Source organism: Cupriavidus sp. GA3-3, assembly GCF_000389805.1.
Classification (GTDB): domain Bacteria; phylum Pseudomonadota; class Gammaproteobacteria; order Burkholderiales; family Burkholderiaceae; genus Cupriavidus; species Cupriavidus necator_D.
Window position 1 is genome coordinate 1 of sequence record NZ_KB944466.1, and the last position, 23495, is coordinate 23495.

At 67.5% G+C, this 23495-nt stretch carries 21 protein-coding genes; 13 read left to right on the forward strand and 8 right to left on the reverse strand.

Features of this window, described 5'->3' with window-relative positions:
- The coding region (locus C265_RS06760) for a DNA translocase FtsK (RefSeq protein ID WP_010811544.1) at positions 1-2020 on the forward strand (2020 nt) is incomplete at its 5' end.
- A 39-nt stretch (positions 2021-2059) separates the two neighbouring features.
- On the forward strand, positions 2060-2395 hold the full coding sequence (locus C265_RS06765; protein ID WP_010811545.1) for a cupin domain-containing protein: 336 nt from the start codon (positions 2060-2062) through the stop codon (positions 2393-2395).
- Between the two features lie 34 nt (positions 2396-2429).
- Here the strand turns inward: C265_RS06765 and C265_RS06770 are convergent, their stop codons facing one another.
- Genes C265_RS06770 through C265_RS06785 form a run of 4 tightly spaced genes read right to left on the reverse strand, consistent with a single transcriptional unit; the run spans position 2430 to position 6069 of the window.
- Positions 2430-3026 (reverse strand): peroxidase-related enzyme, encoded by a 597-nt coding sequence (locus C265_RS06770; RefSeq protein ID WP_010811546.1) that lies wholly within the window; start codon positions 3024-3026, stop codon positions 2430-2432.
- The gene (locus C265_RS06775) at positions 3023-3559 is read right to left on the reverse strand and encodes a CMD domain protein (RefSeq protein ID WP_010811547.1); all 537 of its coding nucleotides are present in this window, start codon (positions 3557-3559) and stop codon (positions 3023-3025) included. Before C265_RS06775 ends, C265_RS06770 begins: the two co-directional genes overlap by 4 nt.
- Before the next feature lie 31 nt (positions 3560-3590).
- A complete protein-coding gene (locus C265_RS06780) occupies positions 3591-5066 on the reverse strand; it encodes an FAD-dependent oxidoreductase (RefSeq protein WP_010811548.1) in 1476 nt (491 codons plus the stop codon).
- A complete protein-coding gene (locus tag C265_RS06785) occupies positions 5059-6069 on the reverse strand; it encodes a LysR family transcriptional regulator (RefSeq protein WP_010811549.1) in 1011 nt (336 codons plus the stop codon). Before C265_RS06785 ends, C265_RS06780 begins: the two co-directional genes overlap by 8 nt.
- Positions 6070-6289: 220 nt before the next feature.
- On the opposite strand from C265_RS06785, the gene C265_RS06790 reads away from it, so the two are divergent.
- Positions 6290-7774, forward strand: a complete 1485-nt coding sequence (locus C265_RS06790) for a glycine betaine ABC transporter substrate-binding protein (RefSeq protein WP_037023814.1) — start codon at positions 6290-6292, stop codon at positions 7772-7774.
- Here the strand turns inward: C265_RS06790 and C265_RS06795 are convergent.
- On the reverse strand, positions 7771-9189 hold the full coding sequence (locus tag C265_RS06795; protein WP_010811551.1) for a PLP-dependent aminotransferase family protein: 1419 nt from the start codon (positions 9187-9189) through the stop codon (positions 7771-7773). The genes C265_RS06790 and C265_RS06795 overlap by 4 nt on opposite strands.
- A 147-nt stretch (positions 9190-9336) precedes the next feature.
- On the opposite strand from C265_RS06795, the gene C265_RS06800 reads away from it, so the two are divergent.
- From C265_RS06800 to C265_RS06810, 3 genes are read left to right on the forward strand one after another with little or no spacing between them, the layout of a single operon-like run.
- Entirely contained in the window at positions 9337-9522 is a 186-nt protein-coding gene (locus C265_RS06800; protein ID WP_010811552.1) for a DUF2970 domain-containing protein, read from the forward strand.
- A 15-nt stretch (positions 9523-9537) separates the two neighbouring features.
- Positions 9538-10872, forward strand: a complete 1335-nt coding sequence (locus C265_RS06805; protein ID WP_010811553.1) for a cytochrome c — start codon at positions 9538-9540, stop codon at positions 10870-10872.
- Between the two features lie 7 nt (positions 10873-10879).
- Positions 10880-12724: an FAD/NAD(P)-binding protein gene (locus C265_RS06810; RefSeq protein ID WP_010811554.1), complete on the forward strand. Its 1845-nt coding sequence runs from the start codon at positions 10880-10882 to the stop codon at positions 12722-12724.
- 7 nt (positions 12725-12731) lie between these two features.
- On the opposite strand, the gene C265_RS06815 is transcribed toward C265_RS06810, so the two are convergent.
- Positions 12732-13634, reverse strand: a complete 903-nt coding sequence (locus tag C265_RS06815) for an acyltransferase (RefSeq protein ID WP_010811555.1) — start codon at positions 13632-13634, stop codon at positions 12732-12734.
- Positions 13635-14101: 467 nt separating this feature from the next.
- On the reverse strand, positions 14102-14368 hold the full coding sequence (locus C265_RS06820) for a hypothetical protein (protein ID WP_010811556.1): 267 nt from the start codon (positions 14366-14368) through the stop codon (positions 14102-14104).
- 141 nt (positions 14369-14509) lie between these two features.
- On the opposite strand from C265_RS06820, the gene C265_RS06825 reads away from it, so the two are divergent.
- Positions 14510-15343: an autotransporter outer membrane beta-barrel domain-containing protein gene (locus C265_RS06825; protein ID WP_010811557.1), complete on the forward strand. Its 834-nt coding sequence runs from the start codon at positions 14510-14512 to the stop codon at positions 15341-15343.
- A gap of 24 nt (positions 15344-15367) precedes the next feature.
- On the opposite strand, the gene C265_RS06830 is transcribed toward C265_RS06825, so the two are convergent.
- A complete protein-coding gene (locus C265_RS06830) occupies positions 15368-16324 on the reverse strand; it encodes a transporter (RefSeq protein ID WP_037023789.1) in 957 nt (318 codons plus the stop codon).
- A gap of 238 nt (positions 16325-16562) precedes the next feature.
- On the opposite strand from C265_RS06830, the gene C265_RS06835 reads away from it, so the two are divergent.
- From C265_RS06835 to C265_RS06860, 6 genes are all read left to right on the forward strand, one after another.
- Positions 16563-17423: a hypothetical protein gene (locus C265_RS06835; RefSeq protein WP_246840181.1), complete on the forward strand. Its 861-nt coding sequence runs from the start codon at positions 16563-16565 to the stop codon at positions 17421-17423.
- 30 nt (positions 17424-17453) lie between these two features.
- Positions 17454-18617, forward strand: coding sequence for a BamA/TamA family outer membrane protein (locus C265_RS06840; protein ID WP_010811560.1), 1164 nt, complete (start codon positions 17454-17456; stop codon positions 18615-18617).
- 69 nt (positions 18618-18686) lie between these two features.
- Complete coding sequence (locus C265_RS06845; protein WP_037023794.1) at positions 18687-19082, forward strand: hypothetical protein; 396 nt, start codon at positions 18687-18689, stop codon at positions 19080-19082.
- Between the two features lie 147 nt (positions 19083-19229).
- Positions 19230-20474, forward strand: coding sequence for a formylglycine-generating enzyme family protein (locus C265_RS06850; protein ID WP_010811562.1), 1245 nt, complete (start codon positions 19230-19232; stop codon positions 20472-20474).
- A 64-nt stretch (positions 20475-20538) separates the two neighbouring features.
- Positions 20539-21615 (forward strand): HAD family phosphatase, encoded by a 1077-nt coding sequence (locus C265_RS06855; protein WP_010811563.1) that lies wholly within the window; start codon positions 20539-20541, stop codon positions 21613-21615.
- A gap of 70 nt (positions 21616-21685) precedes the next feature.
- Positions 21686-23443 carry an arylsulfatase gene (locus C265_RS06860; RefSeq protein ID WP_176844237.1) on the forward strand — a complete coding sequence of 586 codons (1758 nt, stop codon included), beginning with the start codon at positions 21686-21688 and terminating at the stop codon, positions 23441-23443.
- Positions 23444-23495: the final 52 nt, after the last annotated feature.

Genomic DNA, 23495 nt, shown 5'->3' on the forward strand with positions numbered 1-23495 from the left:
AGCCGAAGCCGAAGCCGAAGCCGAAGCCGAAGCCGAAGCCGAAGCCGAAGCCGAAGCCGAAGCCGAAGCCGAAGCCGAAGCCGAAGCCGAAGCGAGGAGCGGAGATCACGTCGTTGTCATTGGGGAACCCGAAGCGCTGGCAGCAGCCGGGCCCGCACTGGATATCACCGGCGCCGAGGCAGTAGCCCAGGCCGTGGCAAGCTCCGAGATGGGAGAGGGCAGCGCTCTCGATGCCTGCACCCCGGCACCCGCGGAGGACAGCGAACCGGACGGATTGATGGACGGCAACGGCCTGATCGCCGAGGAGGCGGAACCCGATGCGGCCGAGCCTGCCGAGGCAGCAGCACTGCCTGAAGCGACCGAGGCCCCGGAAGTCCCTGAGCCCGCTGAGGCGCCTGCACTGAACCAGGCTCCGGTCCCGGCCGCCAAGCCGCGCATCGTGCTGCCCGCCGTGGTCGGCCGCACCGTGCCGCTGGCTGCCGCCCAGCCTGCGCCCGTGCCGGTGCCGGTCGCGCCGCCGCCGCCGCGCCCCATCGTTGACTACCGCCTGCCACCGGCCGACCTGCTGGAGACCGGTGTCGACAGCGCCGAACAGGTGTCGGAAGAACGCCTGCGCGAAACCGGCGAGCTGATCGCCCAGCGGCTGGCCGAGTTCAAGGTGCCAGTCGCCGTGGTCGGCGCCGGCGCCGGCCCGGTGATCACCCGCTTCGAGGTCGAGCCCGCCATGGGCGTGCGCGGCGCCCAGGTGGTCGGGCTGATGAAGGACCTGGCGCGCGCGCTGGGCGTGACCTCGATCCGCGTGGTCGAGACCATTCCCGGCAAGACCTGCATGGGGCTGGAGCTGCCCAATGCGCGCCGGCAGATGATCCGGCTGTCGGAGATCGTCAACGCGGCCTCGTTCCAGGCGCACCATTCGCGGCTGGTGCTGGCCATGGGCAAGGACATCACCGGCAATCCGGTGGTGACCGACCTGGCCCGCGCACCGCACCTGCTGGTGGCCGGCACCACCGGCTCGGGCAAGTCGGTGGCGGTCAACGCCATGATCCTGTCGATGCTGTACAAGGCCACGCCCGAAGATGTGCGCCTGATCATGATCGACCCCAAGATGCTGGAACTGTCGGTCTATGAGGGCATCCCCCACCTGCTGGCGCCGGTGGTCACCGACATGAAGCAGGCCGCGCACGCGCTCAACTGGTGCGTCGGCGAGATGGAAAAGCGCTACAAGCTGATGTCGGCTCTGGGCGTGCGCAACCTGGCCGGCTACAACCAGAAGATCCGCGCCGCGGAGGCCGCCGAGCGCAAAGTGCCGAACCCGTTCTCGCTGACGCCGGACGCGCCCGAGCCGCTGTCGCGCCTGCCGATGATCGTGGTGGTGATCGACGAACTGGCCGACCTGATGATGGTCGCCGGCAAGAAGATCGAGGAACTGATCGCGCGCCTGGCGCAGAAGGCGCGCGCCGCCGGCATCCACCTGATCCTGGCCACGCAGCGCCCCTCGGTGGACGTGATCACCGGCCTGATCAAGGCCAATATCCCGACGCGCGTGGCGTTCCAGGTCTCGTCCAAGATCGATTCGCGCACCATCCTTGACCAGATGGGCGCCGAGAGCCTGCTCGGCCAGGGCGACATGCTGTTCCTGCCGCCTGGCACCGGCTATCCGCAGCGCGTGCATGGCGCTTTTGTTGCCGACGACGAAGTGCACCGCGTGGTGGAACACTGGAAGCAGTTCGGCGAGCCGGACTACGATGAAACCATCCTTGCCGGCGACCCGGCCGAGGCCGGCAGCACCGACCTGTTCGGCGACAGCGGCGGCGACGGCGAGGCCGACCCGCTCTACGACGAAGCCGCCAGCTTTGTGCTGACCAGCCGCCGCGCCTCGATCTCCGCCGTGCAGCGCCAGCTGCGCATCGGCTACAACCGCGCGGCACGCCTGATCGAGCAGATGGAGGTGGCCGGATTGGTGTCGCCGATGGGCCGCAACGGCGCGCGCGACGTACTGGCGCCGGGGCCGGGTAACTGACCGGGGTCGGCATCCACGACTTCCCTTCCAGGAGGCAGCATGCAGCCTGAACACGGAAACCTGCTGGCGGACGTCCCGGCCGGCGCGGCGCAGGAACTTTTCCAGCCGCTGCTGGAACGGCCCGGGCTGCGGATCGAGCGCATCGTCTCCAACGGGCAGGCCAGTCCTGAGGGCTTCTGGTACGACAGCGCAGAGGCGGAATGGGTGCTGCTGGTCAGCGGCAGCGCCGCCATCGAGATCGAAGGCCAGTCCGGCTTGTATCCCATGAAGCCGGGGGATTGGCTGCATCTTCCGGCCCACTGCCGCCACCGGGTGGCGTGGACCGATGCCAGTCAGCCCAGTGTCTGGCTGGCGGTGCATCACAGCGCGGGCTGAGCGCCCGCGCGCATTGTGGCTGGCGCCTGACGGCTTACTCCCCGGATTGCTCCGGAAACACCGGCTCGCCCAGGTTCAGCATCAGCCGGTTCGCCCAGGCAAAGATGGCGATCGAGTGGATCAGGTCCAGGATTTCCGCATCCGTGACGCCCGCTTCCCGCAACGGCTTGAGCTGCTCGGCAGTGACTTCGGCGGGCCGCTCGGTCAGTTCGATCGAGAACTTCGCGATTGCCTGTTCGCGCGCAGTCGTGCCGGCGGTATGGGGATCGTCGAACACCTGGCGGATCACGTCGTTGCGCTTGGCCAGTTGTTCGAAGCGCTGCGCATGCACCGATGCGCAGTAGACGCAGCCATTGATGCGCGACACCACCGTGGTGGAGAGCTCGCGTTCGGCACGCGGCATGCCGCCGGGGGCGTACATGATGGCGTTGAAGGCGGTGGAGCGCTGGCGCAGGATTTCGGGCTGGTGCACCAGGAAGCGGTAGTAATCCTGGACCTTGGCCTTGGGGTGGCTCTCTTCGAGTACGGCGACCTGCTCGGGCGTGGCCTGGTCGAGTTCGACCACGTCCAGCCAGGCCTTCCAGTCGAGGACTTCATTGGTGAAGCCGTGGGATTTGATGATCTCGCTCATGCCTGGGCTCCTGCGGCGTTGTCGTTCAGTGCTTTCAGCGCATCCAAGCCGGCCACCAGCCGGACCTGGTACGACAGGAAGGCGATCAGTTGCGCCAGCGTGACCACTGCCGGGGTGCTCAGGCCGGCGGCGGGCAGGGCCTGCAGCGCGGCCTTGTCGCCCTCAACGGGCTTTTCGATCAGCTTGCGGGTGAACTCCAGCATGGCGTGCAGGCGCGTGTCGGCAATATCCTCCGGCTGGCCTTCGGCCGCGGCGCGGACCTGGCTGACATCTGCGCCGGCCTGCTCAAGGCGCGCGCGATAGTGTGCCGCCAGCGCCGTCGACGGCGTCAGGCGTGCCGCGTACAACGCAACCAGCAGGCGCTCTGCCAGCGACAGGCCAGGCAGGGCGGGGTCGAACAGGGCGTCGTAGCTGCCTTGCGTGGCGGCCACGACCTTGTTGCGCTGGTGGCGCAGCGCGTGCGTCGCGCTACCCGGCGCGAGGCCGGTGAGCTGGTCGATCAGGTCGACCGTGGAAGTCGGGGGCTGGGTCATCGGACTCTCCAGGTTCAGGTCGGGGTGGGATTCAGGCCTTGGCTGCGCGCAGCGCCGGCGGCGGGGCCGGCACCCATTCGTCGCCGAAGACTTCGGGTTCGGCATAGGCCTGCAGCGCGGCGTAGTGCAGCTCAACGTCTTCCCGGTACAGCAGCGCGGCAATGCCCTGGCCGAGCCGGCGTGCGCCGTCGCTGATCGCCGGGATGTCGCCGGACACGGTGCCGTGCGACAGCGCCGCCGGATAGCAGAAGCAGTGGATGCGCGTGACGCCGGGGCAGGCGCCGGGCGTTTTCTCCTGGAATTCGAAGGCTGCGCCGAGATCGGGAGAGTCGGACAGCTCGCGGTCTTCCTGGCCCGCGGGCGGCGCATGGCGGTCGCGCCAGAAGCGGATATGCGGGGCGAAGGCGGCGAACTCCGGCCGTGTTTCCAGCGCGATGCGGAAGCCCGTCGAGAAGATCAGGAAGTCCAGCTCGAACGTGCCCTGCGGTGTCTGCACGTGCAGGACATCGCCTTGCGCCTCGATCGCTTCCAGCGCTGCGCCCAGGTTGAAGTAGGCATTGGCATGGCGCGACACGCGCAGCGTGCTGCCGCGCGGCGGCGGCACCTGCTGGGTGTTGATGTAATGGCGCAGCCGCCATTTCCAGGCATCGGGCAGCCCGTAGTGGCCGAAGGTCAGGCCAGGGTTGCCGGCGCCCTTGCTCTTGTTGACGCGCGGAATGTCCGGGCGGCGGATCAGCATTTCGACGCTGGCGGCGCCCGCCTCCAGCGCGGTCGCGGCGCTGTCCATGCCCGAGGCGCCTGCGCCGACCACGCCCACGCGCTTGCCGCGCAGCTTGGCGTAGTCCATCTCGTCCGACGAGTGCGCCCACAGGTGGCGCGGCAGCGTGTCCGCGACCGGCGGCACGTAGGCACCGCCCAGGCCGTCACGGCCGGTGGCCAGCACCACGCGGCGCGCCAGCACGGTGTGCGGGCCGTCCGGGGTCTGCATCGACAGCGCCACCAGGCCGTCCGCGCGCGGCACGATGGCATTGACCTGGTGCTGGTTGCGGATATCCAGCGCCAGCACCTGGCGGTACCAGCGCAGGTAGTCCATCCATTGCAGGCGCGGGATCTTGTCCAGCGTTTGCCAGGCGGCCTCGCCGAACTGCGCCTCGAACCAGGCGCGGAAGGTCAGGGCCGGCAGGCCCAGCGCGGGGCCGGTCAGCTGCTTGGGCGAGCGCAGCGTCTCCATGCGCGCGGTGGTGGTCCACGGGCCTTCGAAGCCCGCCGGGGCGCGGTCAAAGGCGCGCACGCGGATGCCCAGGTGCGTCAGCGTGGCGCAGGCTGCGAGTCCCGCCATGCCGCCGCCGATGACGGCGACGTCGAGCACGTCCTGGCCATCGTGGCTGCGCGGCATGGTCCAGGCCTTGGCGGGCAGGTCCAGCCAGGACAGGTCCTGGCGCAGGCGCGCTTCAAGCGCGGCCAGGCCGGCGGCGGGGGTAAGGGCGGGGGCGGATAGGTCAGTCATGGCTTGGAAGTCCGGCATCTTGCGTGAGCGTGTCAGCGTCGTCGCTGGCATCGCCATAGAGCGATTGCAGCAGCGCGCCGTGTTCGGCGGGATCGCGCCGCACCAGGTCGGGCAACAGCGCGGCGGCGGCGTCGGCCACGGCCTGCACCAGCCCCAGCACCGCCGTGCTGGCCGGGCGGGCCTGTGGCGTGATCACGCCGAAGTAGAAAGGGATATCTGCATCGATGGGCCGCACGGCGATATCGGCCAGCGGCAGGCCGCGGGCGGTCACCGGCTCCAGCACGGCGATGCCCAGCCCGGCGCGCACCAGGGTCAGCGCGCTGATCGAGGTGTTGGTGTCGATCACGCCCGCTTCGGGCACGCCGGCGCCAGCCAGGACCCGGTCGACGCGGCGGCGCAGCCGGTACGGGTTCTGCATGGTCACGATGCGGCGCCCGCGGCAGTCCTGCAGCGCGATCGCAGGCTGTGCGGCCAGTGCGTCGTCGGCACGCACGGCTGCGACGCACGCGGACTGGCCGATCCAGTGCACGGTCACGCCGCGGTGTTCCAGCGGCAGGCTGTTCAGACCGATGTCGGCGGCGCCGGTCAGCACCGCGTGCACCACCTGTTCGGGCGACACACTCTGCACCGCGACGCGTTCCGGCGCGCACAGCCCGCGCTCAAAGGCCAGCGCCAGCGCCGGCGGCAGCAGGCCGGCCGCCAGCGCCGGGGTCGCGGCAATGCGCAGGGGCCGGCCATCGCCGCGCGCCAGCGCCGCGGCGCGGGTGCGGATCTGCTGCATGCCGGCCAGCGTCTGCTCGACTTCGTCATAGAGCAGGAAGCCTTGCTCGGTCGGGCTGACGCGCGGGCCGCTGCGGGTGAACAGGGCAAAGCCCAGCTCGGCCTCCAGCTCCTGGATCAGCCGCGTGATGGCCGGCTGCGAGCGGCCGAGCAGGCGCCCGGCGGCGGTGACGCTGCCGGTGGTGACGACTGCGGCGAAGGCTTCCAGTTGCCGGATTTCCATGGCGGGCTGGGTCTCGGGATTAATGTATGTGTAATCCGGATTCTGATGCCTTCATCATGCAAATGGCAAATACTATTTCGGGATAAGGACATGCGGCAGCTATGATGTAGCGATGCCGGGCGCACACCGGCCCCATATCGGGACAGACGTTTTGGCTTGGATCCGCGGCAGTCGGGAGATCGGGAGAACAGGGCGCGCGTTGTGGCGGGCAGTGGCCTGGGTGCTGGCTGCCGCACTCGCGGGCGCGATGCCGGCGCGCGCGGCAGATCCGCTGCGTATCGGCTCCAAGCGCTTCACCGAGTCGTACATCCTTGGCGAACTGCTGACTCAGGCCGCGGGGCCGCCCGGCGCCGCGCAGCACCAGCCAGGGCTGGGCAATACCGCGATCGTCTTCGAGGCGCTGAAGGCCGGCGGCATCGACCTCTATCCCGACTACACCGGCACGCTCGCCGCCGAAATCCTCAAACTGCCCCCGGGGGCCGGCCTCGATGCCATCCAGCGGGCACTGGCGCCGATGGGGCTGGGCGCGGCAATTCCGCTTGGTTTCGAGAACACCTACGCGCTGGCCGTGTCCGATGCCCGCGCCGGCGCGCTGCGCCGGCTGAGCGACCTCGCCGCGCAGCCGCAGTTCAGGCTCGGCCTGTCCCACGAGTTCCTGGGGCGCGCCGACGGCTGGCCGGGGCTGGCCAGCCGCTATGGACTGCCGCAACGCCCGGTCGGGCTGGACCATGGCGTCGCCTACGAGGCCTTGGCCGCGGGGCAGGTCGATGCCATCGACATCTATTCCACCGACGCCAAGATCCGCAAGTACAAGCTGCGCGTGCTGGAAGACGACCGGCACTACTTCCCGCGCTACGACGCAGTAGTGGTCTACCGCCTTGACGTACCGCAGCGCTTCCCGCAGGCCTGGCAGGCATTGGAGCGGCTGGCCGGGCGCGTCAGCGCCGACGACATGATCGCCATGAATGCGGCGGCGGAGATCGATGGCCAGTCATTCGATGCAATCGCGCGCGCGTTCCTGGCCGGCACTGCGGGGCAAAAGGCAACGCATGACGGTGCCGAACCGCGCAGCCGGCTGGCTGCCGCGCTGTTCGGGCCCGACACCACGCGCCTGGCGCTGCGCCATGTCGGCCTGGTGGCGGGGGCGGTCGGCGCGGCAACGCTGGTCGGCGTGCCGCTGGGGATGCTGGCGGCGCGGCGGCGGCGCACCGGACAGGCTGTGCTGGGCGTGGTCAACGTGCTGCAGACGGTGCCGTCGCTGGCATTGCTGGCGATGCTGATCCCGCTGCTGGGCCGCATCGGCGTCTGGCCGGCCATGGTGGCGCTGTTTCTCTATGCCTTGCTGCCGATCGTGCGCAATACCGCGACCGGGCTGGAGCAGGTGCCGCAGGGCATGCGCGATGCGGGGCGGGCGCTCGGGCTGCGCGGCGGACAGGTGCTGCGCTATGTAGAACTGCCGCTGGCCTTGCCGGTGCTGCTGGCCGGGGTCAAGACCGCGGCCATCATCAGCGTCGGCACGGCCACAATCGCGGCCTTTGTCGGCGCCGGTGGTTTCGGCGAGCGCATTGCCACCGGGCTGGCGCTCAACGACACAGCGCTGCTGCTGGCCGGCGCAATCCCGGCGGCCGTGCTGGCACTGGTGGTACAGGCAGCGTTCGAGACCCTGGAGTGGGCGCTGCGCCGCCATCGCGATGCGCGCTGCTAGCTGCCTTGCTGCTGCGCGATGAGCCGGCCGAGGGTGGCTACCGCGGCCTCGGCCTCATCGCTCCACAGGTGCCCGTAGTTGAGCCGGATGCAGTTGCGGTAACCCTGCCGCGCCGAGAAGATCGGACCCGGCGCCAGCCCGATGCCTGCCTCCAGTGCGGCATGGTGCAATGCCAATGCATCGAAGCCGGGCGCAAACTCGACCCACAGGAAATACCCGCCCTCCGGCCGGGACACGCGCACATCTTCCGGGAAGTGCTGGCCGATGGCATCGATCATGCGCCCCTGCTGCATCTCCAGCACATGGCGCAGCTTGCGCAGGTGCTTGTCGTAGCCGCCGTGCTGCAAGTATTCGGCCAGCGCCACCTGCGTGGGCACACCGGCAGACAGCGTGGTCATCAGCTTGAGCCGCTGGATGGCTTCGCCAAAGCGGCCCGGCGCCACCCAGCCGATGCGGAAGCCCGGCGCCAGCGTCTTCGAGAACGAACTGCAGTGCATCACCAGCCCCTGCGTATCGAAGGCCTTGGCCGGCAGCGGGCAGCGGTTGCCGAAGTAGAGCTCGCCATAGACATCGTCCTCGATCAGCGGCACCTGGTGGCGCGCCAGCAAGGCCACCAGCGCCTTCTTCTTGTCTTCCGACATGCTGGCGCCGAGCGGATTCTGGAACTGCGTCATGAACCAGCACGCCTTGACCGGGTGCCGTGACAGTGCGGTGTCGAGCGCGCCCAGGTCGATGCCTTCGGCGGGGTCGACCGGGATCTCAACGGCCTTGAGCCGCAGCCGCTCCAGTGCCTGCAGCGAGGCATAGAAGCCGGGCGATTCGATTGCCACCACGTCGCCCGGCTGCGTCACCGCCATCAGGCACAGGTTGAGCGCCTCGAGCGCGCCGTTGGTGACGATCAGGTCCTCGGCCGGCTGCGGCGCGCCCGCGCCCAGGTAGCGCAGCGCGATCTGGCGGCGCAGCGCGGTATTGCCCGGCGGCAGGTCGTTGACCGAGTACCACGGGTCGAGCGCGCGGCCGGCGCGCGCCAGCGACTTGCCCAGCCGCTCCCACGGGAACAGCTCGGGCGAGGGAAAGGCCGAGCCGAACTGCACCAGCTCGCGGTCACGCGCGCCTTCCAGCACGGCGAAGACCAGCTTGGAGATGTCGACCTGCGTCGACACCTGGCGCGACGGCCGCGCCTGCGGCTGGGGCAGCTCGCGCCGCGCAGGTCCCGCCACGTAGTAGCCGGAGCGCTCGCGCGCCCGCACCAGCCCGCGCTCTTCCAGCCGGTAATAGGCCTGGAAGGCGGTCGACGGGCTGACGCCATACTGGGCCACGGTCTTGCGGATCGACGGCAGGCGCGTGCCCGGCGGCAGGCTGCCGTTGCGGATATCGGCAGCCAGGGTCTCGGCAAGGGCTTCGTAGCGTTTCATGGCGGGCGGGGGCGGGGCGGGTGAGCGCATTATCTCCCGGACAGGCAAACTGATACGTAAAATTTCCTGTTATCTGATGCTGTTATGGATGGCACGGACGACCCATAATCGGCACTCGTACACAAAGGCGTTGTGCAAGGAGATGCCATGAACCCGTTGAGGCTGTTGCGGACCGTGCTGTGGGGCTTCTTTGGCCTGCGCCAGGGGCAGGAGCACCAGCGCGACCTGGACACCTTGCGCCCGGTACCGCTGATCCTGACTGGCGTGGCCGTGGCCGCCGGGCTGGTGGTGTGCCTGGTGCTTGCGGCAAACTGGGCGGTATCGGCTGCCTGACCTGAAACTGCTCCCATGCATTTCCTGCCCCAAGGACCTGGTATCGCCACAGCCCGTGCGCTGCGCAAGCTGGCCTGCCTGACGCTGGCGGTGCTGCTGCCCGTGGGCATGGCGCTGGCCGCCACCGACACGCAACAGATCGAACGCGGCCGCTACCTGGCGCGCATCGCCAACTGCGCCGCGTGCCATACCAGCGAAGGCGGCAAGCCGTTTGCCGGCGGGCTGCCGATCCGCACGGCGGTCGGCACGGTTCATTCGACCAATATCACGCCCGATGCCGGCAGCGGCATCGGCGCCTATACGCTGGCCGAGTTCGACCGCGCCTTGCGGCACGGCGTGGCGCGCGATGGCAAGCGGCTCTATCCGGCGATGCCGTATCCCTCGTACGCGCGCATGCGTGCCGAGGACGTGGCGGCGCTGTACGCCTACCTGCGTGCCGAGGTGGCGCCGGTCACGCAGCGCAACCCCGCGCCGCAGATGCGTTGGCCGTTCAGCATGCGCAGCCTGCTGGCCGCGTGGAACGTCCTGTTCGTCGATGACGACCCGGTCCGCACCGACCCCGCGCGCGGCGCAGCCTGGAACCGCGGTGCCTACCTGGTGCAGGCGGTGGCGCACTGTGGCGCCTGCCATACGCCGCGCGGCAACCTGTTCGCCGAGAAGGGGCTGGACGAGCGCAGCCGCCATTTCCTGTCCGGGGCGAGCGTGGAGGGCTGGTCCGCCACCAACCTGACCAGTGACCAGGTCACCGGCCTGGGCGCGTGGTCGCGCGCGGATATCGCCGAGTTCCTGCGCACCGGGCGCAACGGGCACGCGACCTCGTTCGGGCCGATGTCCACGGTGATCTCCACCGCCACCCAGTACATGAGCGCGCCCGACCTCGATGCCGTGGCCGCCTACCTGAAATCCCTGCCCGGCGCGCGCGGCGAGGACAAGCCGTTCCGGCATGATGCCGCCACCGCGCAGCAACTGCGGCAGGGCCGCTTCGATGTGCCCGGTGCGCGCCAGTACGCGGTGTTCTGCATGCCTTGCCACGGCGCCGACGGCAAGGGCTTTGCCCGCGTGTTCCCGCCGCTGGCCGGCAACCCCACCGTGGCCGATCCCGACCCGGCCTCGCTGGTGAACCTGCTGCTCGACGGCGCCGTGACCGCGCGCGTGGGCACCGCGCCGGCGGATTACCACATGCCCGGCTATGGCTGGACGCTGGACGACCAGGAACTGGCCAATGTGCTGACCTTTATCCGCGGCAGCTGGGGCAACCGCGCGGCGCCGGTGCCGGAAGCCGCCGTGGCGGCACGGCGCAAAGAGCTGGCCGCGCAGCACCCGGCCGCGGCAGGCGACGCATCCCGATGAGCACCCGATGACGATTACGCGCAGAGACTTCCTCAACGGCACCGCCCTGACCATTGCCGCCGGCCTTGCGCCGGTGCAGTTGCTGCACGCGCAGCAGGGCGGGGCAGGCGTGGCGTATCCGCCCGCGCTGACCGGTCTGCGCGGCAACCATGCCGGCACCTACACGCTGGCGCACAGCCTGGCGCGCGAGGGCGCGAAATACCCGGTCGTGCTGGCGCGCGAGGCTTTCGACCTGGTGGTGGTCGGCGGCGGCCTGAGCGGCCTGGCGGCGGCGTGGTTCTACCGGCGCCGTTTCGGCGCCAACCGGCGCATCCTGATCCTGGACAACCACGACGACTTCGGCGGTCATGCCAAGCGCAACGAGTTCACGGTGCGCGGCAAGCGGCTGGTGACCTATGGCGGCAGTGCAGAAATGCCGGCAGGCGCTGCCAGCGACGCCGCGGTGCGCGAACTGCTGGCGGGGATCGGGCTCGATGCCACGCGCCCGCCTGGCACTGTGCCTGCGGATCCCTATGGCGCGCTCGGCATGGGCCGCGCCGTGTTCTTCGATGCCGAGCATTTCGGGCGCGACCAGTGGGTGGCTGGCGATCCGTTCGGCGAGCTGATCGATGTTCGCAGCGGGCAGCAGGCCGGTGCCCCGGACGCGGCTGCCCTGTCGCGCTTCCTGGACAACACGCCTTTGCCTGTGGCGGACCGCGCCGCGCTGGCGCGGCTGGCCGCCGGCACCACCGATTACCTTCCGGCGCTGTCCGGCACCGAGCGCGCGGCTGCGCTGCGCTCCATGCGTTACGCCAGCTTCCTGCGTGACAAGGCCGGCATCGGCCTGGCCGGGCAGCGCTTCCTGCGCAGCCGCAGCAACGATGCCTATGCGCTCGATGTCGATGGGATTTCGGTTGCCGACGCCATCGCCATCGGCCTGCCTGCAGGCGCCAACATGCCCGCGCCGGCGGGCAATGCGCGGCTTGGCAAGTCGCCGGCATCGCGCCTGTGGTTTCCGGATGGCAATGCCTCGCTGGCACGGCTGCTGGTGCAGAGCCTGATCCCGGGCGTGGCGTCGATCGCCCGGCCGGCCGATGTGGTGTCGGCCGCGTTCGACTACAGCCGGCTGGACGGCGACGGGCAGCCGGTGCGCCTGCGCCTGAACAGCACCGCGATCGCGGTCGAGCCCGACGGCAATATCACGCGCGTGACCTACGGGTTCAGCGGCAACCTGCATCGCGTCGAGGCGCGCCACGTGGTGCTGGCCGGCTACAACATGATGATCCCGTACCTGCTGCCGTCGCTGCCGGCCAAGCAGAAAGAGGTGCTGCACAACGAGGCCAAGGCGCCGCTGGTCTACACCAAGGTGGCGCTCGACCACTGGCAGGCGTTCGCCGCGCTGCGCACGCGCCGCATCCACGCGCCGGCCATGGCCTATACCGACCTGTGGCTGGAACCGCCGGCGGGCAGGCAGCCCTCCGATCCGGCCGTGCTGCACATGCTCTATGTGCCGACCGTGCCTGACAGCGGCATGCAGGCGCGCGACCGCTTCCGCGCGGGCCGCGCCTTGCTGCTGGGCACGCCGTTCGACACGCTGGAGCGCGACATCCGCGCGCAGCTTGACCGCATGCTCGGGCACAAGGGCTTTGCTTCGAAGGACGTGATCCGCGGCATCACCGTCAACCGCTGGGCGCATGGCTACAGCTATATGCCCGACAGCCTGGCCGCTGAGAACGTGGCGCCCGACGCGGTGTGGCCCGGGCTGGCCGGCGTCGGCAATATCAGCATTGCCAACAGCGACAATGCCGGCAGCCCTTCGCTGACCGCGGCGGTGGGACAGGGGAAGCGGGCAGTCGAGCGGCTGCCCGGGTAGCAGGGCTTCAGCCTTCGCGCGGCGGCGTCAGCGCATCGATCTCGGCGTCCTTGGCTTCCCACTGGCGTGCCAGCCAGTTGTGGAATTCCGTGCGGAAGGCCTTGTCGCTGCCGTAGTCGGCCTCGCAGAAGGCCGGCGGCACCGGCAACTGCCGCATGCGCACCAGCACCGGGCCGGCGCGTCCGCAGGCCAGGTCCCAGAAGCCTGGCGCGCCTTCCGGGTACACGATGGTGACGTCGAGCAGGGAGCGGAACTTGTTGCCCATCGCATTCAGCGCCACCGCCAGCCCGCCGGCCTTGGGCTTGAGCAGATGGCGGTACGGTGAGTCCTGGGCCGCGCGCTTGGCCTCGGTGAAGCGGGTACCTTCGGCAAACACCATCACGCTGGTCGGCACCAGCGAAAACTTCGCGCAGGCGCGCTTGGCCGTTTCCTGGTCCTGGCGCCGCAACGCCGGATTGCGCCGCAGCTGCGCCTTGCCGTGTCGCTTCATGAACGGAAAGTCCAGCGCCCACCACGCCAGCCCGATAACCGGCACATAGATCAGCTGCTGCTTCAGGAAAAACTTCAGCAGCGGGATGCGCCGGTTCAGCGAGCGCTGCAGCACGAAGATATCGGCCCACGACTGGTGGTTGCAGTTGACCAGGTACCAGTCGGCATAGCGCAGTCCCTCGTTGCCCTGGACGTCCCACGGCTCACGCTGGATCCACGCGAACCAGCCGGTGTTGCCGGAGATCCAGGCGGTGGCGATGCCGTTGAGCATCGGATCGATGCGCCGCCTGGCGGGGGCAAACGGCAGCACCAGCTTGAGCAGCGCGAGCGGAAACAGCAGCGCGCACCAGAACAGCGTGCTGGCAATCAGAAGCGTCCAGCTCAGGATACCAGTCAGCCACGCGAAACGGCCCCGCGGCACAAGAGCCGGGCGGCGTGCAGCCACGGAGGGGGGCGGGGGCTTGGGTTGGCCCGCGTCAGCGGCGACGGGCGGAGAAGAGGGCAGTGTGGTCATGGGCGCCAGTGTGCAGGCTTGTAATGGATCGGGGCTTGAGCCTGATCAACGCGGACGTTGGCGCGTGGATCCCTCAAGTTGACGCTGCTACCCCGTTCGGCTGACGCAGCAGGCTTAATACAGCCTACCAAATGTTTCACTGGTGCGCAGATTGCCGGTTCCCGAGAATGCAACAAAAATCCTACAAAGGAGATCACTGTGCGAGTTCCGGGACCAGGCATGCAGCACGGTGCCATCATCAAGCGGCGACGCAACCACGCCCTGCGGCCGATTGCCGCGCTGATCGCTTACTGGCTTGCGCCGGCCGGAACCATGGCCCTGGCAACGCTCGAAGTCCGCGCACAGACCGCCTGCGGCACGATTGCCAGCGGCACTTATACGGCACTGTCCTGTACGCCTGCATCGGGCAACGCCGAGATGGAGACCGTGTCAGGTACCACCTTCAATACGAACACAGGCGCGAGCCTGCGCGCGCTCGCGAGGGGGGCGAATGCCTCGGTGACCCTGACCGGGACCACCATCACGAATACCACCGCCACGGCTGCCAGTGGCGTCGCGTCACAAGTCATCACCAACCCGGGCGATGCCAGCGTGACGTTCAATGGCGGCACCAGCGCCATCACGATGCAAGGGGCCGGCATGGACGGCGTTGCCGTCACCAAGCACGGCCGGCGGGTCGGCTATCACCGTCAATGCGGGCACGACGCTGAACCTCAACAACCTGGTTGGCGGCAACGAGCGCGACGGGTTCGATATCAATGCCACCGGGGGCGGCAACGCCAGTGCAGGACAAGCCGCGCAGCGGCTGGCTGCGCGCAGTGGGCAAGTGGGAGGGCAGCCGCAGCAAGGACGGCAACTTCCGCACCCGCACCGACAGCTTCCTGCTGCACGGCGGTGCCGAGCTGGCCAGGTGGCGTGTCGCCAGCGAGACCGACCGCCTGCATGTCGGCGTAACGGGCAGCTATGGCAACGCCAGCACCGACGCGGATGCCGCCGGCAACCCCACGCGGGCCAGGGGCAAAGTGGAAGGGTGGGCTGCGGGTGTCTACGGCGCCTGGTACCAGAACGACGAGAACAAGCTGGGCGCCTATGTCGATGCCTGGTTCCAGTATGGCTGGTTCACCAACCGCGTTGAAGGCGACCAGTTGCCGACGGTGCGATACCACGCGCAGGGACTAGGGCTGTCGGGGGAAGTCGGCTATGCCATCCCACTGCCGCGCGACTGGGTGATCGAGCCGCAGGCGCAGCTCATCTATGTCAACTACAGCGAGGACGACATTGCCGAGCCCAACGGCACGCGCGTCAGCGGGGCGGATTCCAGCGGGATCATCGCGCGGCTGGGCGTACGCACGCATCGGACCTTCGTGCGCGAGGACGGCCGCAAACTGCAGCCGTATGCGACGGTGAACTGGTGGTATTCCGATACCGACACCAATATCTCGTTCAACCAGTTGCCGATCGGCGGGCTGTATCCGCATAACCGCTTCGAACTGAAGCTGGGGCTGAACGCCGATCTCGGCAAGCGCTGGACCGGCTGGACCAATGTGTCGGGTTCCTGGGGCCAGCAATCCTTTTACCAGTACGCGCTGAGGGCAGGGGTGAAGTACACGTGGTGAGCGGGCTCACCGCGCGCGCGGCCATCAGAACACGACAGTCGCTGTCCCCATGAACGTGTTCGTGCTCTTCAGGCGGTTCTTGCCGGCAACGGTCGGCACCCAGCGCAAGCCCAGCGACAGCAGGCTCTTCGCGCCGATCTTGGTGTCGTAGGTGACGATCGGGCCCACCGCCCAGTCATGGCCGCGGAAGCCGTTCAGGCGGTCGGCCAGCGGGCCGCTGTCGTCGCCGAGCTGCTGCGTCGTGCCCGCGATCAACCCGAGGCCCGCGCCGTTGGCAAAGCGCTTGAGCAGCATGGTGTCGAGCGTGAACAGCGGTGCGTTCTGGTAGTCGGTGGCGTTGTTGCGGGTGTAGAACTGGACCCCGGCGACGGCATCGAACTCGAGCCCGTGTTCGGGGAACAGCTTGGTGTAGGCCACTTGCGGAATAAACGTCCAGTTGTTCAGGCTGGCGTTGGCCAGTGCGTTGGGATCGTACTTGCCGGTCGGCGCCCACACATTCAGGCTCAGAGCCACATGCTCGGTCTTTGAGAAATGGTAGCCCGCGATGATCGGCGCGAAGGTGATGTCGAACAGGTTCGATGCAGTGTCCTGGGTGCTGGCGCCCCGGCCGCCGGCGCTGATGTTGGCCGTGACCTTGGTCCAGACATAGGGCAGCGTGAAGCTGGAGGCAAAGTTCCAGGGGCCGGTATCGGTGTCCCATACCTTCATCACCGTTGCCAGGGTGAACGCGACCTTGCCGTCCACGCCCAGCGCCGTCTTGCCTGCGATGGGCACGTTTCGGCTGCCGCCGATCGAGCCATCCAGGTAGATCTCGCCGACATTCACGATGAGCGCGGGTTCCGGCGACACGATCCCTACATTGGGGAGCACGCTGGTGCCGGTCACGGGTCGCCCCAGGGCGCCTTCAGTCGCGTTCGCACCTGCACAGGCAAAGAGGAAGGAAGCAGCAATGGCCAGCCGGTTTGCGATGGTCGTTGACATATTCAAGGAACAAGGAATGCAAGGCCGGCCAGGCGCTTGCCGGAATGCCGGCCTCTGGCGCATGCCTGCCCGCGCCAGCTATAGTGAAATTACACAGTAAGGCAATGCCCCACCCTCATATTTTCGTGACATTGCATACTACCAGCAAAGACCCCTGTCACTGCCAGCGCGCAAGCCGACGAAAATCTTCATCACGGCATCGCAAATATTTACTTCACAGGCCTTGAGGCGGTCTGCGATGATGGAAGCGCCATATTCAATCGGCGGGCGTTACCAATTTCATTCAGGGCAACGATTCCAAATGAATTCAGTCATGCAGGGATTAAGGCTTGCTGCGGGCAGCGTGGCAGCAACATTGCCGGCGCTTGCCTGTGCGGCAGGGCCCTCGACGGATGACATGAATGCGTCAAATAATCCGCTGAGCCCGACCATTACCCTGAATCTGCAGGACCAGTACGTGGGACGCTATTACGGACTCGGCGACGAGGACGGAAACAGCGTCCTGCTGCGCGGCACCATTCCGCACAAGCTGTTCGGGTTGCCGCAGATCGTCCGGTTCACGATGCCCGTCGTCACCACGCCGAATGTCGCGCCGGATGGCAGCAAGACCGGACTGGGCGACCTGAACCTGTTCAACCTGGTGTTGCTCAAGGGCCTGGGCATGGAATGGGGCATTGGCCCCCAACTCACCATTCCCACGGCATCGCGCGACCAGACCGGCACCGGGAAATGGCAGGCCGGCCTGGCCGGCGTGGGTATTTCCCCGCAGAAATGGGGCATGATCGGCGGGCTCGTGACCTGGCAGCATTCATTTGCCGGGGAAAGCGACCGGCCCACCCAGGACAACCTGACCGCGCAGCCGTTCGTGATCTATAACCTGCCGCAAGGCAGGTACCTGCGCAGCACCGCAACCTGGAATTTCGACCTCAAGCGTGGGAATTACTACATCCCCCTCGGTATCGGCGCGGGCAAGATCTGGAAAATCGGCAAGGAAATCTGCAACCTGTTTGCCGAGCCGCAATGGACGGTGGGGCACGAGGGAGTCGGGGTGCCCAAATTCCAGGTGTTCATGGGCTTGAATATCCAGTTCCCGCTGTAGCCATAAGCAGGGACCTTTCATAACTTGCTGATGACCCGCTCCCAGGCAAGCCAGCGCATTGCATCGCCGCTAAGCGCACTGGCCTTGCTCTGGTGCGACGCCGCCTTCGGCCAGGCTGAAGCGCCGGCTGAAAAGAAACCGCTGTCGTTCTTCGATCCTGAGGACGGCAAGCTGGACATGAGCGACTTCCTGCTCAATCACAAGGGCGCGCTGCCGGTGCCGGTCGTTATCACGGAACCAGCCGTTGGCTACGGCGGCGGGCTGGGGCTGATGTTCTTCTCGGAATCCATGGCGGATGCGGCGGCCAGCGCCAAGGCCAGTGGAAAGGGGCCCGCACCGCCGAACATTACAGCCATCGGCGGTGCGTATACGGAAAACGGCACCTGGGGCGCAGGCGTGGCGCACTTCCACACGTGGGACGGCGACCGCTACCGTTATCTTGGGGGCATCGCCAAGGTCAATGCAAACCTGGACTACTTCGGCTTGCTGAACCAGCCCCGTGCCTACGAACTCAGAGGCGTGGCATTGGTGCAGCAACTGCTCGTGCGGGTTGCCGATACGCGTTGGTACGTGGGGCCGCGCTACGTGTATTTCGATTCGACCGCGACCTTCAAGGTTGGCGATGCGGGTGAACTCGGCAGCTTCGACAAGACCCAGCGCATCGGCAAGGCCGGGTTGGTGGTCGACTACGACTCGCGCGACAACATCTTCTATCCCAGCCGCGGCAGCTATGCCGAGCTGGAGGCGCAGTTCGCGCGCGGCGGCTTCGGCAGCACGCAGTCATTCAATATGTATAACGCGCGCGGCTTCACCTGGCTGCCGCTGGCGCGCACCGTGATCCTGGGGCTGCGCGCCGATACGCGCTTTTCCACCGGCGACGTGCCGTTCTACGCGCAGCCGTTCGTGGACCTGCGCGGGGTACAGAAGGGGCGTTACCAGGACCGCAATGCGCTGGCGGCAGAAATGGAGCTGCGCTGGGACGTGACGCCGCGCTGGTCGCTGCTGGGCTTCACCGGCTTGGGCAAGGCATATGGGCGCTGGCATGATTTTTCCGATGCATCGACCATCTACAGCGTAGGCGCGGGCTTTCGCTACATGATTGCGCGCAAGCTGGGGGTGTCGATCGGTCTCGATGTGGCCCACAGCAAGGGCCAGAACGCCTTCTATATCCAGGTGGGGAGCGCATGGCACTGAGTTGCGAGGTCCGCTCGATGTGCCGGTAGGCTGTCCGGGCGCCCACGCGCCCAACCTGCTCGCTACGCTATGGCAATCAAGAAGGTCAAGGACAGGCGGGGCATGATGGCCAGGCTGTCCGCCTCCGATGAGACGTCCAGCCGGAACTACCTGCGCGAAGCGGTGCTGCTGTGCGAAACGCATCTGGCCGGGCTGCCGGATGTCTCCAAGCCTTACTTCGGCGGGCACTTCGTCTGGCAAAACCGCGTTCACTACTATGTGGCAGGCCAGGAGAACGGCGGCCGCAGCCGCTTGATCGAGGTGTTCGTGATCGACGCTGGCGAAAACCTGGAGCCGCTGCACGCCTTTCAGTATCCGCCACCGCTGGCAGCGCTGTTTCCGGCGGACTACGGCATCCTCAATGAGGGTGAGGAAGATCCGGCGGCCCTGACGAAGATGGTGCCAAGGGCAGATAGCGAGCGATGAGCAGGGCGCCAGTGGCAGTGCGCGCAAGAAAAACTTAATTCACTTGGCCCCCGAACGAGAAAAAGCTGACTTCTGATAACCGTAGCCATCTGAGATCATGGTTTGCGCTGAATCAGCATGATTTTTGTATACAAAGAGGCGGAGTGAATGAGCGGACGACGTAAAGGCAGCAATCCCGGCGCGGGCGCGGGGCGTTCCGGCTCGGTTGCGCTTGCCGCGGGACGGCGCAGCGGGCAGAGGGCACTGATCCTGGTGCTGCTGGGTCTCGGGGTCGCAGCAGGCCTCGGCGCCAGCTACTGGTACATGAAGGGGCGGACGCCAACGGCGCCCGCCATCGTCATCGGCGATGGCAAGCGCGGACCCGCTGGCATGGTGCGCGTGCCCGGCGGTGAGTTCCTGATGGGCAGCGACAGCAAGATGGCGCAGCCCAACGAAAAGCCGGCCCACAAGGTGCGCGTGCACGCCTTCTGGATGGACCAGCACCACGTCACCAACGCGGAATTCCGCAAGTTCGTCGAAGCCACGGGCTACGTCTCGACCGCGGAACGGGCACCTGACTGGGAAACCCTGCGGGTCCAGCTGCCGCCCGGCACGCCGCGCCCGCCCGACAGCGCCATGGTGGCCGGCGGCATGGTCTTCGTGGGCACGCCGCGGCCGGTGCCGCTGCAGGACTACTCGCGCTGGTGGCGTTATGTGCCCGGTGCCGACTGGCGCCATCCGACCGGTCCTGGCAGCTCGATCGAAGGCAAGGACAACCACCCGGTGGTCCAGGTCTCGTATGAAGACGCGCAGGCCTACGCCAAGTGGGCCGGCAAGCGCCTGCCCACCGAGGCGGAATGGGAGTTTGCCGCGCGCGGCGGGCTGGAGCAGGCCACCTATGCCTGGGGCGAGCAGTTCGCCCCCGACGGCAAGCAGATGGCCAATGTCTGGCAGGGCCAGCAGAACCAGCCGTTCCCGGTGGTCAGCCCCAAGGCGGGCGGGGCGCTCGGCACCAGCCCGGTTGGCACTTTCCCGCCCAACGGCTATGGCCTGGCCGACATGACCGGCAATGCCTGGCAGTGGGTGTCCGACTGGTATCGGGCCGACCAGTTCCGGCGCGAGGCCGGCAAGGCCCAGCCGATCGAAAACCCGGTCGGCCCGATGGGCTCGTGGGATCCGGCCGAGCCCGGCGTCCCGGTGAATGCGCCCAAGCGCGTCACGCGCGGCGGCTCCTTCCTCTGCAACGAGGATTTCTGCCTCAGTTACCGCCCCAGCGCGCGGCGCGGGACCGACCCGTACAACAGCATGTCGCACCTCGGTTTCCGGCTGGTGATGGACGAGGGCCGCTGGGCGGAACGGCAACGGCAGGCGCCGGTGGCCTTGGCCGGCCAGTCCGGGCAGGCGGCTCGATAGCGCTGCGCCCGCGCGAACCAAAGCACAACGACGAGCACGACAGCACGCGACAGGAGTGAACCATATGGACATCGCTGCCACCCGCGGATTCCTAGCCAGCCCCTCGCGCAGGGCCATTGCCGCGCTGGTGCTGGCCGGCCTTGCGCTTGCGGGCTGTTCGACGCCCGCCACGGCGCCCGAGTCTCAGGCCGCCGTCACCCAGGCGGCGCAGCCGGCCGCGCAGGCTTTGGCGTCGTGGCGCGACGGTGCGGCACGGCAGGCACTGCTGAAGTTTGTTGCCGACGTGACGCGCAAGGACTCGCCGACATTCGTGCCGCCCGAGGAGCGCGTCGCAGTGTTCGACAACGACGGCACGCTGTGGAGCGAGCAGCCGCTGTACTTCCAGTTCTTCTTCCTGCTCGACCAGATCCGCGCCGCCGCGCCGCAACACCCGGAGTGGCGCAACAACCCCGCCTTCAAGGCGCTGATGGCCAACGACATGGAGGGCCTGATGCGCAACGAGAAGCAGCTGGCCGGCCTGGTCGTCACGGCCAACAGCGGCATGACCACGGACGAGTATGACCGCACCATCCGCGACTGGCTGGCGAAATCGCGGCATCCCAGGTTCAAGCGGCCCTATACCGAGCTGGTCTATCAACCGCAGCTGGAACTGCTGTCCTACCTGCGCGCCAACGGCTTCAAGACCTACATCGTCTCCGGCGGCACCATCGAGTTCATGCGCCCCTGGAGCCAGGCTGTCTATGGCATTCCGCCCGAGCAGGTGATCGGCTCCTCGCAGGCCGTGCGCTACCTGGTGCGCGACGGCAGGCCGGTGCTGGTGCGCGACCCCAAGCTGGAATTCGTGGATGACGGGCCGGGCAAGCCGGTCGGCATCTACCGCCATATCGGCCGCCGGCCGATCCTCGCCGTGGGCAACTCCGACGGCGACCTGCAGATGCTGGAGTACACCACCGGCGGCGACGGTCCGCGCATGGGCGTGCTGGTGCATCACGACGATGCCGAGCGCGAGTTCGCCTATGACCGCCAGTCAAAGGTGGGCAAGCTCGACAAGGCACTGGACGCTGCCCGCGCCAAGGGCTGGACGGTGGTCAGCATGAAGCAGGACTGGCAGCAGGTTTACCCCACGGCTGGTGCGAAGTAGGCAGAAGAGGGAGCCGGCATGCCAGGCGTGCCGGACGCAGGTTGAAGCTGTTTGACTATCGGGAGCAGCAATGCAACGAATGACAGAGTCCACCCCGGCAAGGCGCGGCGCGCGCTTTGCCATGGCCGCAATGGCGATCGCCATCGCGGCGATCGCCGGCTGCAAGAAGGCAGACGAGCCCAAACAGCAGGCGCCTGCCGCGCAGCAGCCGGCGACCCCGGCCCCGGCTGCGGCGGCGCCGGACACGTCCGCGACGCCGGCACAGCCGCCGGCGCAGTCCAACCTGCCGGTTGCACCTGAAGCCGCTTCCGCGCCAGTGGCTGTCAATACGTCGGGCAAGAAGCCCAACATCCTGGTGATCTTCGGCGACGACATCGGCCAGACCAACATCAGCGCCTACAGCATGGGCGTGGTGGGCCATCGCACGCCGAACATCGACCGCATCGCCCGTGAGGGGATGATCTTCACCGACTACTACGCCGAGAACAGCTGCACGGCGGGCCGCTCGTCGTTCATCACGGGCCAGTCGCCGCTGCGCACCGGCCTGTCGAAGGTAGGCGCGCCGGGGGCGACCGTGGGCTTGCAAGCCCGCGATGTGACCATTGCCGAGGCCCTCAAGCCGCTCGGCTACGCCACCGGCCAGTTCGGCAAGAACCACCTGGGCGACCGCGACGAGTACCTGCCGACCAAGCACGGTTTCGACGAATTCTACGGCAACCTCTATCACCTGAATGCCGAAGAAGAACCGCAGCGCCCGTACTGGCCGAAGGACAAGAACGATCCATTCGTGAAGAACTTCTCGCCGCGTGGCGTGCTGCACTCCACGGCCGACGGCAAGATCGAGGATACCGGTGCACTGACTACCAAGCGCATGGAGACCATCGACGACGAGACCACCGACGCGGCGCAGAAGTTCATTACCAAGCAGGTCCAGGCCGACAAGCCGTTCTTTGTCTGGATGAACACAACCCGCATGCACGCGTTCACCCATGTGCGTCAGTCCATGCAGGGCCAGAGCGGCATGCCCGGCAACGATTACGCCGACGGCATGATCGAGCACGACGGCGACGTCGGCAAGCTGCTCAAGACGCTCGATGACCTGAAGATCGCGGACAACACCATCGTCATCTACACCACCGACAACGGCCCCAACCAGTGGTCCTGGCCTGATGCGGCAAGCACGCCGTTCCGCAGCGAGAAAAACACCAACTGGGAAGGCGCGTTCCGCGTACCGGCGATGATCCGCTGGCCGGGCAAGATCAAGGCGGGCACCGTCAGCAACGAGATGTTCTCCGGGCTTGACTGGTTCCCGACGCTGCTGGCTGCCGTTGGCGACGGCGATATCAAGGAGCGGCTGCTAAAGGGTACGTCGCTTGGCAGCAAGAACGCCAAGGTACACCTCGACGGCTACAACCAGTTGGCGTACCTGACGGGGCAGACCAACAAGGGCGCGCGCAAGGAGTTCTATTACTTCAACGACGACGGCGTGCTCGTGGCGATGCGCTATGACGACTGGAAGGTCGTCTTCTGCGAGCAGACTACACCGGGCGGGTTCCAGGTCTGGCAGGATCCGTTCAAGTGCCTGCGGGTGCCGAAGATCTTCAACCTGCGCATGGATCCGTATGAACGCGCAGACATCGTTTCTGACCAGTACAACGACTGGCTGGGCAAGAACGCGTACCTGACCGAGATCGGGACGATGAAGGCTGCGGCGTTCCTCCAGACCTTCGTCAACTACCCGCCGAGCCAGCGCCCGGCCAGCTTCAGCATCGACCAGGTGCGCGAGCAGGTCGACAAGAAGATTGAAGAATCGATGAAGAAGAAGTAATGCAGTCAGTCATCAGCGCCGTCCGCCTGTGACGGCAGTTGAAACCGGCGAA